This is a genomic window from Streptomyces sp. CRN 30, assembly GCF_034105845.1.
In genome coordinates, this window is record NZ_JAVRHI010000164.1 from 1 (window position 1) to 15421 (window position 15421).

The 15421-nt window shown below is 70.0% G+C and carries 14 protein-coding genes and 2 pseudogenes; 2 read left to right on the plus strand and 14 right to left on the minus strand.

From position 1 onward, the window contains the following. The 6 genes and pseudogenes from UW392_RS16170 to UW392_RS16195 all read right to left on the minus strand — a co-directional run. A pseudogene (locus UW392_RS16170) lies at window positions 1-344 on the minus strand (WYL domain-containing protein); the annotation flags it as partial. 18 nt (window positions 345-362) lie between these two features. Then, on the minus strand, window positions 363-1364 hold the full coding sequence (locus tag UW392_RS16175; protein ID WP_320775706.1) for a WYL domain-containing protein: 1002 nt from the start codon (window positions 1362-1364) through the stop codon (window positions 363-365). A 212-nt stretch (window positions 1365-1576) separates the two neighbouring features. Beyond that, window positions 1577-1948, minus strand: a complete 372-nt coding sequence (locus UW392_RS16180) for an FKBP-type peptidyl-prolyl cis-trans isomerase (protein ID WP_320775707.1) — start codon at window positions 1946-1948, stop codon at window positions 1577-1579. A 61-nt stretch (window positions 1949-2009) separates the two neighbouring features. After that, entirely contained in the window at window positions 2010-3005 is a 996-nt protein-coding gene (locus UW392_RS16185; protein ID WP_320775708.1) for an FKBP-type peptidyl-prolyl cis-trans isomerase, read from the minus strand. A gap of 129 nt (window positions 3006-3134) precedes the next feature. Next, the gene (pafA, locus tag UW392_RS16190; RefSeq protein WP_320775709.1) at window positions 3135-4496 is read right to left on the minus strand and encodes a Pup--protein ligase; all 1362 of its coding nucleotides are present in this window, start codon (window positions 4494-4496) and stop codon (window positions 3135-3137) included. A 9-nt stretch (window positions 4497-4505) separates the two neighbouring features. Further along, on the minus strand, window positions 4506-5765 hold the full coding sequence (locus tag UW392_RS16195; protein ID WP_320775710.1) for an MFS transporter: 1260 nt from the start codon (window positions 5763-5765) through the stop codon (window positions 4506-4508). A gap of 106 nt (window positions 5766-5871) precedes the next feature. Here UW392_RS16195 and UW392_RS16200 point away from each other — a divergent pair, with 106 nt between their 5' ends. Beyond that, window positions 5872-6882, plus strand: coding sequence for a LacI family DNA-binding transcriptional regulator (locus UW392_RS16200; protein WP_320775711.1), 1011 nt, complete (start codon window positions 5872-5874; stop codon window positions 6880-6882). Window positions 6883-7012: 130 nt separating this feature from the next. On the opposite strand, the gene prcA is transcribed toward UW392_RS16200, so the two are convergent. From prcA to arc, 6 genes and pseudogenes are all read right to left on the minus strand, one after another. Further along, entirely contained in the window at window positions 7013-7756 is a 744-nt protein-coding gene (prcA, locus tag UW392_RS16205; protein WP_320775712.1) for a proteasome subunit alpha, read from the minus strand. A gap of 64 nt (window positions 7757-7820) precedes the next feature. Further along, window positions 7821-8666 (minus strand): proteasome subunit beta, encoded by an 846-nt coding sequence (gene prcB, locus UW392_RS16210; protein WP_320775713.1) that lies wholly within the window; start codon window positions 8664-8666, stop codon window positions 7821-7823. Continuing rightward, window positions 8618-8809, minus strand: a pseudogene (locus UW392_RS16215) (endonuclease domain-containing protein); the annotation flags it as partial. The pseudogene UW392_RS16215 and the gene prcB, both read right to left, overlap by 49 nt. A gap of 219 nt (window positions 8810-9028) precedes the next feature. Next, a complete protein-coding gene (locus UW392_RS16220; protein ID WP_030848612.1) occupies window positions 9029-9247 on the minus strand; it encodes a ubiquitin-like protein Pup in 219 nt (72 codons plus the stop codon). 178 nt (window positions 9248-9425) lie between these two features. Beyond that, a complete protein-coding gene (dop, locus tag UW392_RS16225; protein WP_414496237.1) occupies window positions 9426-10937 on the minus strand; it encodes a depupylase/deamidase Dop in 1512 nt (503 codons plus the stop codon). Window positions 10938-11172: 235 nt separating this feature from the next. Next, window positions 11173-12939: a proteasome ATPase gene (gene arc / locus UW392_RS16230; RefSeq protein WP_320775714.1), complete on the minus strand. Its 1767-nt coding sequence runs from the start codon at window positions 12937-12939 to the stop codon at window positions 11173-11175. A gap of 334 nt (window positions 12940-13273) precedes the next feature. On the opposite strand from arc, the gene UW392_RS16235 reads away from it, so the two are divergent. Beyond that, entirely contained in the window at window positions 13274-13573 is a 300-nt protein-coding gene (locus UW392_RS16235; protein WP_320775715.1) for a ferredoxin, read from the plus strand. A gap of 69 nt (window positions 13574-13642) precedes the next feature. On the opposite strand, the gene UW392_RS16240 is transcribed toward UW392_RS16235, so the two are convergent. Together UW392_RS16240 and UW392_RS16245 are read right to left on the minus strand one after the other, a co-directional pair. Then, complete coding sequence (locus UW392_RS16240) at window positions 13643-14218, minus strand: hypothetical protein (protein WP_320775716.1); 576 nt, start codon at window positions 14216-14218, stop codon at window positions 13643-13645. A gap of 222 nt (window positions 14219-14440) precedes the next feature. After that, window positions 14441-15343, minus strand: coding sequence for a tRNA (adenine-N1)-methyltransferase (locus tag UW392_RS16245; protein WP_320775717.1), 903 nt, complete (start codon window positions 15341-15343; stop codon window positions 14441-14443). Window positions 15344-15421: the final 78 nt, after the last annotated feature.

Genomic DNA, 15421 nt, shown 5'->3' on the forward strand with positions numbered 1-15421 from the left:
AGACCGGGCAGGGTCGCCACCGCGCGGGCGGCGACGAGCAGGGCGGTGGCCTCGTCGGCCGCGAGCCGCAGCGGCTCGGCGGCGTCCGCGCCGAGCGCGGCCGGGTTGTGCCACCAGATGCGCTCGCCGTCGGTGTCGATGTCGAGCAGGTCCCCGCCGCGGAAGCTGGTGCCGCACATCGGCAGTACGTCGAGGTCGGAGACCAGCTCGTCCTCGGTGATGCCGAAGGCGCGCGCGACGTCCTCGACCCGGGCGCCGGGGCGCTCGCGCAGATACGTCACCAAGGACAGCATCCGCCGGGTCTGGTCGATGGCGTTGACGGGCCTGACCGGTTTGCCTGCCACTGTGTTGTCCGCTCCCCCTCAGCCCTTGGCGACGGCGCGCAGCCGGTCCACCACGTCGGCGCGCAGCTCGGCCGGCTCCTCGACCACCACGTCCGGCCCGAACTCCACGAGCCAGGCGTCCAGGCCGTGCCCGTACGGAATCTCCAACTCGTCCCAGCCGTCCCCGAGTTCCCGGACGGCCGTGGCCTTCGCCCTGAGGGGGTAGCCGGCGCCCGAGCGCAGCCGGATCAGCGCGGAGCGGTCGGCGGTCTCCCCCGCCCAGCTCGCGACGGTCTCCCGGACGGTGACGACGTCCGGCACCGGGGAGGTGAACCGGCCGGCGCGCGAGCGCACCTTGCCGGTGATCCGCGACAGCCGGAAGACCCGCTCGGCACCGCGGTCCCGGTCGAAACCGGCCAGGTACCAGTGGCCGCGCCAGCACTCCAGCGCCCACGGCTCGACGTGCCGCGGCTCGGGGCGGGCCGCGGTGGCCTTGCGGTACTCGAAGATCACCGGGCGGCGGTCGCGGCAGGCCAGCATCAGCGGTTCAAAGGCGGCCTCGTGCACGGGGATGCGCGGCTCCAGGGCGCTGTGCGCCTCGTAGGGGTCGACGTCCTCGGGCAGTCCGGCCGCGCGGAGCTTCTGCAGCGCGCCGCTGGCCGCGCCGGCCAGCCGGGCCTGCTGCCAGACCTTCGCGGCCAGGCCCAGGGCGGCGGCCTCCTCGGCGTCCAGCGTGATGGGCGGCAGGCGGTTGCTGTCGCGGCGGGCGAGGTAGCCGATCTCGCCGTCCAGGCTCTCGACGGTCTCGATGACCAGGCCCAGCTCGCGCAGGTCGTCCTTGTCCCGCTCGAACATGCGGTTGAATGCGTCGTCGGAGCCCTGCGCGGTGTGCTCCGGACCGCCCGCGGCGCCCGTGCCCGGTCCGAACGCCTCGACGTAGGCCTCGATGGACTCGCGCAGCTCGCGCTTGCTGAGCGGCCGGCGGGTGCCGAGCAGACACAGCGCCAGGTTCATCAGCCGCTCGGCCTTGGCAATGGCCATCGACGCCCTTCGCCTCCTAGTGATGCCTACGACGTGGTACCCGAGACGTGATGCCTACGACGTGACGCCTACGACCGATGACCGTACCGCCCCGCGGTGGCCTGGCAAAAGCCGAGGGTCCACGCCCGGACGGGCATGGACCCTCATGCGGTCGCCTCCGGTCGGAACCGGGGTCGACCTGGGTACCGATCGGACGCCGACGGGCGGCGCGGTCAGACGCCGAGCAGGTCGACGACGAAGATCAGCGTCTCGCCGGGCTTGATGGCCGGGGTCGGGCTCTGGTCGCCGTAGGCGAGGTGGGCCGGGATGGTCAGCCGGCGGCGGCCGCCGACCTTCATGCCCTGCACGCCGCGGTCCCAGCCGGCGATGACGCGGCCGCCGCCCAGCGGGAAGCGGAAGGGCGCACCGCGGTTCCAGCTGGCGTCGAACTCCTCGCCCGTGGAGAAGGCGACACCCACGTAGTGCACGGTGACGGTCTGGCCCGCCTCCGCCACGGGACCGTCGCCCTCCCAGATGTCCTGGATCTCCAGGTCCGCCGGGGCCGGGCCCTCCGGGAAGTCGATCTCGGGCTTGTCGATGCTCACGTTTCTGGCTCCTGCTTGTCTGCGGAAAGGCAACGGGCTCAAGTCTCGCATCCCCGTCGCGTCACATCTTCGCGAGGATGTCCACCGAGAAGACCAGCACGGAGTCCTTCTTGATGCCGCTGCCCTCCGGCGGGCTGTCGCCGTACCCCAGGCTCGGCGGGACGACGATCAGGACGCGGCTGCCGACCTTCTTGCCGGTGAGCCCCTGCGACCAGCCCTTGACGACCTGTTGCAGGGAGAACGACGTCAGCTGCTTGCGGCTGTACGTCGAGTCGAACTCCTTGCCGCCGTCCCAGAGCACGCCCTTGTACTGCACGAGGACGCTGTCGTCGGCCGCGACCTCGTCGCCGTCGCCCTCGATGACGTAGTTCGCTACGAGCTTCTTCGGCGCGTCGGCGTCGGGCACCTCGATGGAGGGCGCCTTGCCGTCGGTGTTCGTCCCTACCTTGGGCAGCGTGATGTCGTCCTGGGCGACCTCCTCGCCCTTCGCGGAGGCCTTGGCGCTGTAGCTGTCCTGGAGGTCGAAGACGAACACCAGGGTGTCGGTCTTCTCCACCCCGAGCTGCTCGTTGCCCTGGTCGCCGTAGCCCCAGGCCGGCGGGACCGAGAACAGGACGCGGCTGCCGGCCTTCTTGCCCGTCAGGGCGTACCGCCAGCCGTCGACCACACTGCCCTGGGCCAGCTGGAAGACCAGCGGGCTCTTCGTGTCGTACGAATTGCCCAGGACCTTTGCCGAGGACCAGACCTGCCCCAGGTAGTTCGCCACCACGAAGTCGTTCTCCGCGATCGTCTTGCCGTTGCCCGCCACGGCCGTCTTGACCGCGAGCTGGTCGGACGGGTCGCCCTTGCCCTTGGCGACGGTCGGCTTCTGCCCGAACTCCGCGCCCGCGGTGATGGCAGGCAACGGACCGTCGACGATCTTCGGCGGCGGCGCTGACGAAGTGGCCGACGCCGAGGGCGCGTCACTGGCCTTGCTCGAATCCGCCCCGTCGTCACCGCACGCGGCGAGAGTGGTCAGTCCGACGGGTACGGCGATGAGAAGTGAGCGTCGACGCACGGTGGGGGCCTCGTAATCGGTCGATCTTGGTTGCTGGCGTGCGCGCAACTCTACGGCGTGAGAAGGGCGCCGTACGGGAAACGTACGGCGCCCGTGTGGCGTCCCGGCAATCTGTGCGGTACGCGTGTCTCACATTCCGGCGATCAGTTTCTCCACCCGGTCGTCCACGGAACGGAACGGGTCCTTGCACAACACGGTGCGCTGAGCCTGGTCGTTGAGCTTGAGGTGGACCCAGTCGACCGTGAAGTCACGGCGCTGTTCCTGGGCCCGTCGGATGAAGTCGCCGCGCAGCCGGGCCCGAGTCGTCTGCGGCGGCACGGACTTGCCTTCGAAGATCTTCAAGTCATTGGCCACCCGGGTGGCTTGACCCTTCTTCTCCAGCAGGTAGTACAGCCCACGACGGCGATGGATGTCGTGGTAGGCGAGGTCTATCTGCGCGACCCGCGGGTGCGACATGGTCATGTTGTGCTTGGCCCGGTACCGCTCGATGAGCTTGTACTTCATGACCCAGTCGATCTCGGTGTCGATGCGGTCGAGGTCCTCGTTCTCGATCGCGTCCAGGGTGCGGCCCCACAGCTCCAGCACCCGCTCCACGGTGCCGGTGCGGATGCCGCGGCGCTCGCAGAAGTCCACGGCCTTCTCGAAGTACTCCCGCTGCACCTCCAGGGCGGAGGCCTCGCGGCCACTGGCCAAGCGCACCTTGCGGCGGCCCGTGATGTCGTGGCTGACCTCGCGGATCGCCCGGATCGGGTTCTCCAGGGTGAGGTCGCGCATCACCGTGCCCGCCTCGATCATGCGCAGCACCAGGTCGGTCGCGCCGACCTTGAGCAGCATGGTCGTCTCGGACATGTTCGAGTCGCCCACGATGACGTGCAGGCGGCGGTAGCGCTCGGCGTCGGCGTGCGGTTCGTCGCGCGTGTTGATGATCGGCCGGGAACGGGTCGTCGCCGAGGAGACGCCCTCCCAGATGTGCTCGGCCCGCTGGCTGACGCAGTACACGGCACCGCGCGGAGTCTGCAGCACCTTGCCGGCGCCGCACAGCAGCTGCCGTGTCACCAGGAACGGGATGAGGATGTCCGCGAGCCGGGAGAACTCCCCGTGCCGCGCCACCAGATAGTTCTCGTGGCAGCCGTAGGAGTTGCCCGCGGAATCGGTGTTGTTCTTGAAGAGGTAGACGTCGCCCGCGATTCCCTCCTCGTGCAGGCGTCGTTCGGCGTCCACCAGGAGTCCTTCGAGAATGCGCTCGCCCGCCTTGTCGTGGGTGACGAGCTCGATCACGTTGTCACATTCGGGGGTGGCGTATTCCGGATGCGATCCCACGTCGAGATAGAGGCGGGCGCCGTTGCGCAGAAAGACATTGCTGCTGCGGCCCCATGACACGACACGGCGGAAGAGGTACCGCGCCACCTCGTCAGGCGACAGGCGGCGCTGTCCCCTGAACGTGCACGTGACGCCGTACTCGTTCTCCAGCCCGAAAATGCGGCGGTCCATGACTGAACATTACGCCCGATCCCCTGAACTGAAACGGGGTTCGACGGCACGGTTTGGATCATTTTCCGATGAAGCCGCAACCACCGCGCGCCCGGCGGGAGCTGCGAGGACCCGTCCGGTGGCCGTCAGCACCAGCAGGGAGACCGCTCCCGCTCCGCCCGGGACCGCGAAGCCCCACAGCGCCCCGCCCGCCTCCACGACCGGCCCCGCGAGACCCGTACCGACCGACGCGCCCACGGTGAACGTCGTCACCAGCCACGAGAACGCCTCCGTCACCGTGCCGCGCGGCGCGTGCTCGTCGACGAGCACGAACGCGCAGGCGATCGCCGGTGCCAGGAAGACACCGGCCACCGCGGTGAGCAGCACCATGCCGACGACACCCGGCATGAGCATCAACGGCAGGTAGCACACCGCGAGAAGGGCCACCAGGAGACGCAGCCGCCGCGCGGGGGCACCGGCCCACCGCCGCGCGCCGTACACGGCACCGCCCACCAGCGCGCCCAGGCCCAGCGCGGCCATCAGCCAGCCGTAGACGGCGTCCCCGCCGTGCTCGTCGGCGTACGGCACGGCGGCGACCGTGATGGAGCCGAGCGCCATCCCGACGAACAGGAAGGCCCCCAGGAGCGCCAGCAGACCGGGCGAACGCAGCGCGCCCAGCCAGTGCGCCTCACGCGGAGCCGACCGCCACGCGCGCGAGGGCGGCGACACGACGACCGAGAGGGCGCCCAGCACGCCGATCACATTCAGCACGATCAGCGCCACCTGCGCCGACCACAGCGACACGCACACCGTCACGAGCAGCGGCCCGACGGTGAACATCACCTCCTGGGCGACGGCGTCCATCGCGTACGCCGTGTGCACCTGCCCCTCCTTGGGCAGCACGCTGGGCCACAGCGCCCGCAGCCCGCCCTCCAGCGGCGGGGTGAACAGACCGGCCACCGCCACGGCCGCCCAGGCCACCACGGGCTGCGCGGTTCCGGTGAAGGCGAAGACGGCCGTCGCCGCGGCCGACACGAGCGCCGCGGGAAGCTGCACGCGCGGCTGTCCGTAGAGGTCCACGAGCCGGCCGAGGACGGGCTGCCCCACGGCGTTGGCGACGCCGTAGACGGCCGCCAGCGCCCCCGCGAGGCTGTACGTCCCGCCCTCGGACCGCACGAACAGCACGATGGCGATGGCCGCCGTGGCATTCGGCAGCCGTCCCACGAGCGTGCCGGCGAGCAGGCGCACCGCGTGCCGCGCGCGGAGTATCTCCAGGTAACCCGTGGCCACGTCCGAACTCCTCCCGGCGACCCCTCGCCACGTTTTACGTATAACGTCCGGGCTCATACGTACCATGACCGCTGTTCACGCGTCCAGACGAAGGAGCGGGCCCACCGTGGCACGAGGCAGCACACGTCCGACGAGCCGGGACGTCGCACGGGCCGCCGGGGTATCCCAGGCCGCCGTCTCCCTGGTCCTGGGCGACAAGTGGCGCGGCCGCGTCTCCGAGACCACCGCCGAGCGGGTCCGCCGCGCCGCGCACGATCTCGGCTACCGCCCCAACCTGGCCGCCCGCAACCTGCGCCTGGGCCGCACCCGCACGGTCCTTCTCGTCGTGCCGGCCCTCACCACCGAGTTCTTCGCCGGCGTCTACACGGGCGCCGCACGGGTGGCCGCCCAGCACGGCTTCGGTGTCGTCCTGTATCCCTCCCCCGAGGGCATCGGCCCGGCCCGTGACCCCTTCGCCTCCGCGCGGGCCGCCCTGGACGGCGTCATCGCCTCCTCCATGGCCGCCGACGCCCTCACCGACATCCGCGGCGACCAGCTGCCGCTGGTGATGCTCGACAGCGACCCCGGCGGCAGCCTCGGCGCCGCCACCGTCAACCTCGACATCGCCGACGGCGTCCGCCAGGTCGCGGAGCACCTGCTGGAACTGGGCCACCGCCGCTTCCTGCACCTCGCCGCGGACGTGGCCTCCTGGACCTTCGAGGTGCGCGCGCGGGAGCTGGCGGCCCGGCTCGCCGCCGTGCCCGGCACGGAACTGCGCACCACGCACGCGCCACTGTCCATCGAGGGCGCGCTCACCGCCACGCAGGCCGCGCTCACCGGACCCGGCCCCCGCCCCACCGCACTCGTCTGCGACGACGACAAACTCGCCGCCGGCGCCTACAAGGCGATCCGCCGACTGGGCCTGCGCGTCCCCGACGACCTCTCGGTCACCGGACTCGACGACCTCGCCCTCGCCACCGCCATCGACCCCGAACTCACCACCGTCCGGCTGGACGCGGAACTCTTCGGCGAACGGGGCATGCACGCCCTGCTCGCCGTCCTCGACGGACGGGAACCTGGGAGCGGCGACATCCCGGTGCGCCTGGTGGTGCGGGGCTCCACGGCCCCACCACGCTGAGGTGGCCGGCGGCCGCCACGGTCACGGGCCGGAACGCGCGGCGGCGGGGGCGCGGCCGGCACGCTGCCGTGCCGCCGCGACCCCGCCGTGAGCCGTCGCCCGTCGATCGCCGGGCGCTGCCCGGCGCCCGCTACTCGTCCTCGGGGCCTTCCTCGGCCTCCGCGGCGGAACCGGCGCCACCCTCCAGGAGCCGCGACAGCTGACCGCCCACGATGCGCTTGAACTTCCGCTGCTGCGGCCGCGTACGGTCCAGGACCGCCACCTCCAGCCGCTCCGCGGGAATCTCCCGCTCACCGCCGTTGGTGTCCCGCGACAGGGACTGCACGGCGAGCCGCAGCGCCTCCGCCAGCGTCATCCCGTCCCGGTGCCGCTGGTCCAGGTAACCGCTGATCTGTTCGGCGTTGCCCCCGACCGCCACCGAGCCGTGCTCGTCGACGATCGAACCGTCGTGCGGCAGCCGGTAGATCTGGTCGCCCTCGGGGGTCTCCCCGACCTCGGCGACGACCAGCTCCACCTCGTACGGCTTCTCCGCGGCGCTGGAGAAGATGGTGCCCAGCGTCTGCGCGTAGACGTTGGCCAGGCCGCGGGCCGTCACGTCGTCCCGGTCGTAGGTGTAGCCGCGCAGGTCGGCGTAGCGCACACCGCCGATGCGCAGGTTCTCGTACTCGTTGTACTTGCCGGCGGCCGCGAAACCGATCCGGTCGTAGATCTCGCTGAACTTGTGCAGAGCGCGGGACGGGTTCTCGCCGACGAAGACGATGCCGTCGGCGTACTGCAGCACGACCAGGCTGCGGCCGCGGGCGATGCCCTTGCGGGCGTACTCGGCCCGGTCGGCCATGGCCTGCTGGGGTGAGACATAGAACGGCGTCGACACCGGTTAACCGTCCCTTTCTGTCGGAGTCACTGGATCACCTGGCAACAAAGCAACCGCGCCGCCGCTACAGCAGCGACGCCCGCGGACCGTCGGGCTGCTCCAGCCGCCGCTCCAGCACGGAGCGGGCGATCTCGGAGGACTCGTCCTCGGTCAGCCGGCGGAAGCCGCCTTCGGTGATCACGGTGACGATGGGGAAGATCCGGCGGGCGACGTCGGGACCACCGGTCGCCGAGTCGTCGTCCGCGGCGTCGTAGAGGGCCTGCACCACCAGGGTGGTGGCCTGGCTCTCGCTCAGGTCGTCACGGAAGAGCTTCTTCATGGCGCCGCGGGCGAAGACCGAGCCGGAGCCGGTGGACGCGTAGTTGTGCTCCTCGGAGCGGCCGCCCGTGACGTCGTAGGAGAAGATGCGGCCCTTGCCGCGGTCGACGTCGAACCCCGCGAAGAGCGGGACCACGGCCAGGCCCTGCATCGCCATGCCGAGGTTGGAGCGGATCATCGTCGACAGCCGGTTCGCCTTGCCCTCAAGGGACAGCTGGGCGCCCTCGACCTTCTCGAAGTGCTCCAGCTCCAGCTGGAACAGCTTCACCATCTCCACGGCCAGGCCCGCCGTACCGGCGATGCCCACCGCCGAGTACTCGTCGGCCGGGAACACCTTCTCGATGTCGCGCTGCGCGATGACGTTGCCCATGGTGGCGCGCCGGTCGCCGGCGAGCACCACGCCGCCGGGGAACGTCACGGCCACGATCGTGGTGCCGTGCGGCGCCTCGATCACACCCTGGGTCGGCGGCAGCTGCCGGTTGCCGGGGAGGATCTCCGGCTGATGCTCCGACAGGAAGTCCATGAAGGAGGACGACCCCGGCGTCAGGAAGGCAGCCGGTAGACGCCCGGTGCTACGAGTGTTGGCTTCCACGCGATTCCTTCCAGGTATGCGGCAGCCCGCCTTATGGCATCGGGCCGGTCCTTGAACTGCCCCAGTGCCGCGTTGCGGCTGAAGCACAGTACGCCACGGACCCTACCCGTCCCGTGGCAGTGATCCACATGTGCGGCGGACGCCGCCGGACGTACGCGGGGAACGCTCTCTGAGGGGCGATCAGCTCGCCCTCCGGCCCCGCTCCTCGTCGCCTCGCGGGGGCGCCGACCGGGCGCGGTACCGAACCGCGCCGCGCGGGCCGCCTGCGGCACTTCCCTCCGGCAGCCTGCGCGGCGCTTCTCGGGCGCCCTCTCAGTCATCCCCCGCACTTTCACTTCAAAGGCCGGACAGCTCCGGGCCCTTTACTCTCCACCCTTTTGCACGAAGGACCTCACGAAATCCTCGGCGTTCTCTTCGAGCACATCATCGATTTCATCGAGGACCGAGTCGACGTCGTCGCTCAGCTTCTCCTGGCGCTCCTTGAGGTCTTCCGACCCCTGGGCATCCTGCGCCTGCTCCTCGACCTCCTCGGTGGAACGCGTGGCCTTCTGCTGCCCGCCGCCGGTGTCCTTGGTCGCCATAACCCTCACCCCGCTCGGTTCGCCCGACACAACTCGCTCGTCAAGATCCGACCCTATAGGCCGGGTCCGACATCGGCCCCGTGGAATGCACAACGTACGGGGGCCATCTCGATGATTCCCGGACCGGGGATTTTCACCCCGGTACGGCTGACTTCGGCCGGGTACCCAGCCCTTCAGGTCATCCTCCGGACAAGACCCTGACCAGGTCTTCCGCCGTGCGGCAGCGGTCCAGTAGCTCCTTCACGTGATTACGCGTTCCGCGAAGCGGTTCCAGGGTTGGGACCCGCTGCAACGAGTCCCGGCCCGGCAGATCGAAGATCACCGAGTCCCAGGAGGCCGCCGCCACGTCGTCCGCGTACTGCTCCAGACAGCGCCCGCGGAAATAGGCCCGGGTGTCCTCCGGCGGCTTGGTACGGGCCCGCTCGACCTCGGTGTCGTCCAGCAGCCGCTTCATGCGCCCGCGGGCCGCCAGACGGTTGTAGAGGCCCTTCTCGGGACGTACGTCCGCGTACTGGAGGTCCACCAGCTGCAGCCGGGCCGCGTCCCAGTCGACGTTGTCGCGGCGCCGGTAGCCCTCCATCAGCTCCCGCTTGGCGACCCAGTCCAGCTCGCCGGCGAGGCTCATCGGGTCGTTCTCCAGCCGGTTGAGGGTGTCCTCCCAGCGGGTCAGGACGTCCTTGGTCTGGTCGTCGGCGTCGGCGCCGTACCGCTCCTCCACGTACTTGCGGGACAGCTCGAAGTACTCCATCTGGAGCTGCACCGCGGTCAGCGTCCGGCCGCTGCGGAGCGTGACGAGGTGCTTGAGGGAGGGGTCGTGGGAGACCTGGTGGAGGGTGCGGACGGGCTGGTCGACCGCCAGGTCCACGGCGATGAAGCCGTCCTCGATCATGGACAGGACGAGCGCGGTCGTGCCCAGTTTCAGATAGGTGGAGATCTCGGAGAGGTTCGCGTCGCCGATGATGACGTGCAGCCTGCGGTACTTCTCGGCGTCCGAGTGGGGTTCGTCGCGGGTGTTGATAATGGGGCGCTTCAGCGTCGTCTCCAGGCCGACCTCGACCTCGAAGTAGTCCGCGCGCTGGCTGAGCTGGAAGCCGTGCTCGTGGCCGTCCTGGCCGATGCCGACGCGGCCGGCGCCGGTGACGACCTGGCGGGAGACGAAGAACGGCGTCAGGTGGCGCACGATGTCCGAGAAGGCGGTCTCCCGCTTCATCAGGTAGTTCTCGTGCGTGCCGTAGGAGGCGCCCTTGTTGTCGGTGTTGTTCTTGTAGAGGTGGATCGGCTGGGCGCCGGGCAGCTGGGCCGCCCGCTCCGCGGCCTCGGCCATGATCCGTTCGCCGGCCTTGTCCCAGAGCACGGCGTCCCGCGGGTTGGTGACCTCGGGTGCGCTGTACTCGGGGTGCGCGTGGTCGACGTAGAGCCGGGCGCCGTTGGTGAGGATGACGTTGGCCAGGCCGATGTCCTCGTCCGTGAGCTGGCTGGAGTCGGCGGCCTCGCGGGCGAGGTCGAAGCCTCGGGCGTCCCGCAGCGGGTTCTCCTCCTCGAAGTCCCAGCGGGCCCGGCGGGCCCGGTGCATCGCCGCCGCGTAGGCGTTGACGATCTGGGACGAGGTGAGCATGGCATTGGCGTTGGGGTGACCGGGGACGGAGATCCCGTACTCCGTCTCGATGCCCATTACTCGCCGTACGGTCATGCGGCCCTCCTTGCCCGGCGGCGCCCTAGGTCGTGGACGCCGCTCACGTACCGCTGGCGCTCCGGTGCGTGTGCGGTGCCCGTCCCCGCACTGCGCGACTCGGCGGTATGGAAGAGCCTAGAACGCCTCTGCGCTGGTGGGGAGATCATTTGCGTCATTGCCTTGCTCCAGCCGTGGCACCGGAAAGCAGTCGGCTGCGGGTACCCGCTGAGGGGACCCGCAGCCGCCTCGCTTTTTACAGGTACTGGCCGGTGTTCGCCACCGTGTCGATGGAGCGTCCGGTGTCCGCGCCCTGCTTTCCGGTGACGAGCGTACGGATGTACACGATCCGCTCGCCCTTCTTTCCGGAGATGCGGGCCCAGTCGTCCGGGTTGGTGGTGTTGGGCAGGTCCTCGTTCTCCTTGAACTCGTCCACGCATGCCTGGAGGAGGTGGGAGACGCGCAGGCCCTTCTGGTTCTTCTCCAGGAAGTCCTTGATCGCCATCTTCTTGGCGCGGCCCACGATGTTCTCGATCATGGCGCCGGAATTGAAGTCCTTGAAGTAGAGGACTTCCTTGTCGCCATTGGCGTAGGTGACCTCCAGGAAGCGGTTCTCCTCGGATTCGGCGTACATCTGTTCCACCGCCGTCTGGATCATGCTCTGGACGGTGGCCGCCTTGTCCTTCTCGTGCTCCTTGAGGTCGTCCTCGTGGAGCGGGAGGCGTTCGGTGAGGTACTTGCCGAAGATGTCCTTGGCCGCCTCGGCGTCCGGACGCTCGATCTTGATCTTCACGTCGAGCCGGCCGGGCCGCAGGATGGCGGGGTCGATCATGTCCTCGCGGTTGGAGGCACCGATCACGACCACGTTCTGCAGGCCCTCCACACCGTCGATCTCGGCGAGCAGCTGCGGGACGATGGTGTTCTCCACGTCCGAGCTGACACCGGAGCCACGGGTGCGGAAGAGGGACTCCATCTCGTCGAAGAAGACGATGACGGGGGTGCCCTCGCTGGCCTTCTCACGGGCCCGCTGGAAGACCAGGCGGATCTGCCGCTCGGTCTCGCCGACGTACTTGTTCAGCAGCTCGGGGCCCTTGATGTTCAGGAAGAAGCTCTTGCCGGCGGCCTGGCCGGTCACCTCGGCGACCTTCTTGGCCAGTGAGTTGGCGACGGCCTTGGCGATGAGCGTCTTGCCGCATCCGGGGGGCCCGTAGAGCAGGACGCCCTTGGGCGGGCGCAGCTCGTGCTCGCGGAACAGGTCCGGGTAGAGGTACGGGAGCTCGACCGCGTCGCGGATCATCTCGATCTGTCCGCCGAGGCCGCCGATCTGCTCGTAGCCGATGTCGGGGACCTCTTCGAGGACGAGTTCCTCGACCTCGCTCTTGGGCACGACCTCGTAGACGTAGCCGGAGCGGGGTTCGAGCAGGAGGGCGTCGCCGGGGCGGATGTTCACGCCGCGCAGTGGCTCGGCGAGCCGTACCACCCGTTCCTCGTCGGTGTGTCCCAGTACCAGGGCGCGCTCGCCGTCCTCAAGGATCTCCTTGAGGGTGACGATGTCGCCGACGCTCTCGAACTCCATGGCCTCGACCACGTTGAGCGCCTCGTTGAGCATGACTTCCTGGCCGCGGGTGAGGTCGTCCAGCTCGACGCTGGGGCTGACGTTCACCCGGAGTTTGCGGCCTCCGGTGAAGATGTCGGCGGTGCCGTCCTCGTTCGCCTGCAGGAAGACTCCGAAGCCGGCCGGCGGCTGCGCCAACCGGTCGACCTCCTCCTTGAGGGCCACGATCTGGTCGCGGGCCTCGCGGAGTGTGTTGGCCAGTCGCTCGTTCTGCGCGGACACGCCGGCCAGATTGGTCTGCAGCTCGACGATCCGCTCTTCGAGAATTCTCGTGTGCCGCGGAGAGTCGGCGAGCTTGCGTCGCAGGACGGCGATCTCCTGCTCAAGGTAGGCAATCTGTCCGGTCGGGTCGTCGGACCCGCGTCCCGGGCGGATGCCGCGGTTCATGTCGTCGTCGTGGGCTGCCACGGTCCTCACCTCCTCCAAGGGGAGCTGGACGCTTCCAGACCCTACCTGGGTGGGTGTCGATTGAAACCCCTAGATCACAAAGACGGTCGGGGTGTGTCCGATCTTCACCCTTGCGCTCTCCCTCACGCCGTGTGGATACCCACTCAACGTGATTAGGAAGCAGGCTGTTCCGACCCTGAGTGGTCAAATGCCGTCACGGCTGGCTGGAGTTGCGGCCGGCGGGGCGGAAACCGCCCACCGCGCGGAGGCGGGCGGCGGGGGTGCGACTCCGCGTGAGGAAGGGCGGCGGGCGGGGGTAGGCTCGATATGTCCAACACCCGTCGGAGCAGGAGAGATGAGCGTGCAGCAGGAAGCCGGGAGCGAGCCGCTGGAGGTCTGGATCGACCAGGACCTGTGTACCGGCGACGGCATCTGCGCGCAGTACGCGCCCGAGGTGTTCGAGCTGGACATCGACGGTCTGGCCTATGTGAAGGGCGCGGACGACGAGCTGCTGCAGGCTCCGGGGGCGACAACGGCCGTGCCGCTGCCGCTCCTCACCGATGTGGTGGACTCGGCGAAGGAGTGTCCGGGCGAGTGCATCCACGTCCGTCGGGTTTCGGACAGCGTCGAGGTGTACGGGCCTGACGCGGACTGACCGGCCGATGATCGCCCGGTGACCGGTTGCGTGCGATCCGCGGCTGTTGTCTGATATCTCACACGTGCGTCAGACGGCGTGTGCCCGCGCGGGGGCCGAGCGGACGAACGCGCCGTTGTCCCAGCGCCACTTCGCGTCCTCCTCGACGTCCGGGCAGCAACTGGGCACGTCGGTCGCGGAGTAGCCGAGGTAGGTGCTGGACACGGCACCGTCGGCCACGGCGAGGGCGGTGACCGTCCGGCGCTCCTCGGGGTCGATCAGCGTGGCCACCACGCGGGGCTTGTCACCGCTGCCGCGGGTCAGGACGTACACGCCGTCGGGCGGGGTGCCCATGGGGGCGTCGCAGTGCACCACGGCCACCGTCTCGGGCCGGCCGTCGCCGTCGAGGTCGCCGGTGGCCTTCTTCACCACGACGGGTTCGACCGAGGCGCAGTCCAGCGGGAAGGTCACGGCCGCGGGGTCGGGCGGGGCGGCCTGGGTCCTGGTGGTACCGGTCTCGGGGCCGGCCGCCTGGGCCGCCGTGGCGGCGTCGGGCTGCAGGACCGAGGAGAGGGCCACGACGGCGGAGACGGCGGTTGCGGTGGCGACCCAGTGGATCGGCCGGGTGCGCGTGTGCGCCAGATCCGGGACAACGGAGTGCTGCACGAGGAGTGTCTCCTGTGAGGGCTGTGCCGGTGGGGCTGGCCAGCATCGTGCCACACGTCACAGTGCGAGGGAACGGCGGGGTGGGTACTCGCGTTCGTTTCGGCCCCGGTCGGCTGGGTGGTGTTCGTGCCCTGTCAACGTGGCGACGCCGTGGCGGAGTTCCCTGGTGTACGGGGGAACTCCGCCACGGCGTCGTCGCGTTGGTACCGGTACCGGGCCGGGTCAGCGGCCGGCGCCTCCGCCGGCGTTGGGACCGTCGTAGTCCTCGCCGTAGGCGCCCTTGGCGGGGCGGCGGCGGCGCATGGGCGGCTCCACGCCGTCCGCGAGGCGGCGGGCGGTGAGCAGGAAGCCGGTGTGGCCGATCATCCTGTGGTCCGGGCGGACGGCCAGGCCCTCGACGTGCCAGTTGCGGATCATGGTCTCCCAGGAGGTCGGCTCGTTGAAGGAGCCGATCTCGCGGATGGACTCCACGGTCCGGGCGAGCTGGGTGGTGGTCGCCACGTAGCAGCAGAGGATGCCGCCGGGGACGAGCGCCTTGGAGACGGCCTCCAGGCACTCCCAGGGGGCGAGCATGTCGAGGATGACGCGGTCGACGTCGGTGTCGGACAGGTTGTCCTGGAGGTCGCCGACGGTGAGCTGCCAGGCGGGGTGGGGGCCGCCGAAGTAGCGCTCGACGTTGCCCCGCGCGATGTCGGCGAAGTCCTCGCGGCGCTCGTAGGAGTGCAGCATGCCCTGGTCGCCGATGGCGCGCAGCAGGAAGCTGCTCAGGGAGCCGGAGCCGACCCCGGCCTCCACGACGCGCGCGCCGGGGAAGATGTCGGCGAAGGCGAGGATCTGCCCCGCGTCCTTGGGGTAGACCACGGCGGCGCCGCGGGGCATGGACAGGACGTAGTCGGGGAGCAGGGGGCGCAGCGCGAGGTAGGCGACGTTCCCGGTGGTACGGACAACGCTGCCCTCGGGTGCGCCGATCAGTTCGTCGTGCGGGAAGGAACCCTTGTGGGTGTGGAAGTTCTTCCCGGCTTCGAGCGTGAACGTGTAGTGGCGGCCCTTGGGGTCGGTCAGCTGAACCTGGTCCCCGACCTTGAAGGGCCCGCGCCTGCGGGCGGCACCGGTCGGTTCGGACATGTGACCAGCCTACCGGCGTTTCGGTAGGGCGCCGACCACCGCTTCGGGAGGGCGGTGCGCTCGCTTCGGGAGGGCGGC

Coding starts and splice junctions, on each gene's coding strand:
- UW392_RS16235 (WP_320775715.1), top strand. CDS start 13,274: ATGAGCGTGCAGCAGGAAGCCGGGAGCGAGCCGCTGGAGGTCTGGATC.
- UW392_RS16220 (WP_030848612.1), bottom strand. CDS start 9,247: ATGGCGACCAAGGACACCGGCGGCGGGCAGCAGAAGGCCACGCGTTCC.
- dop (WP_414496237.1), bottom strand. CDS start 10,937: ATGACCGTACGGCGAGTAATGGGCATCGAGACGGAGTACGGGATCTCC.
- UW392_RS16245 (WP_320775717.1), bottom strand. CDS start 15,343: ATGTCCGAACCGACCGGTGCCGCCCGCAGGCGCGGGCCCTTCAAGGTC.
- pafA (WP_320775709.1), bottom strand. CDS start 4,496: ATGGACCGCCGCATTTTCGGGCTGGAGAACGAGTACGGCGTCACGTGC.
- UW392_RS16175 (WP_320775706.1), bottom strand. CDS start 1,364: ATGGCCATTGCCAAGGCCGAGCGGCTGATGAACCTGGCGCTGTGTCTG.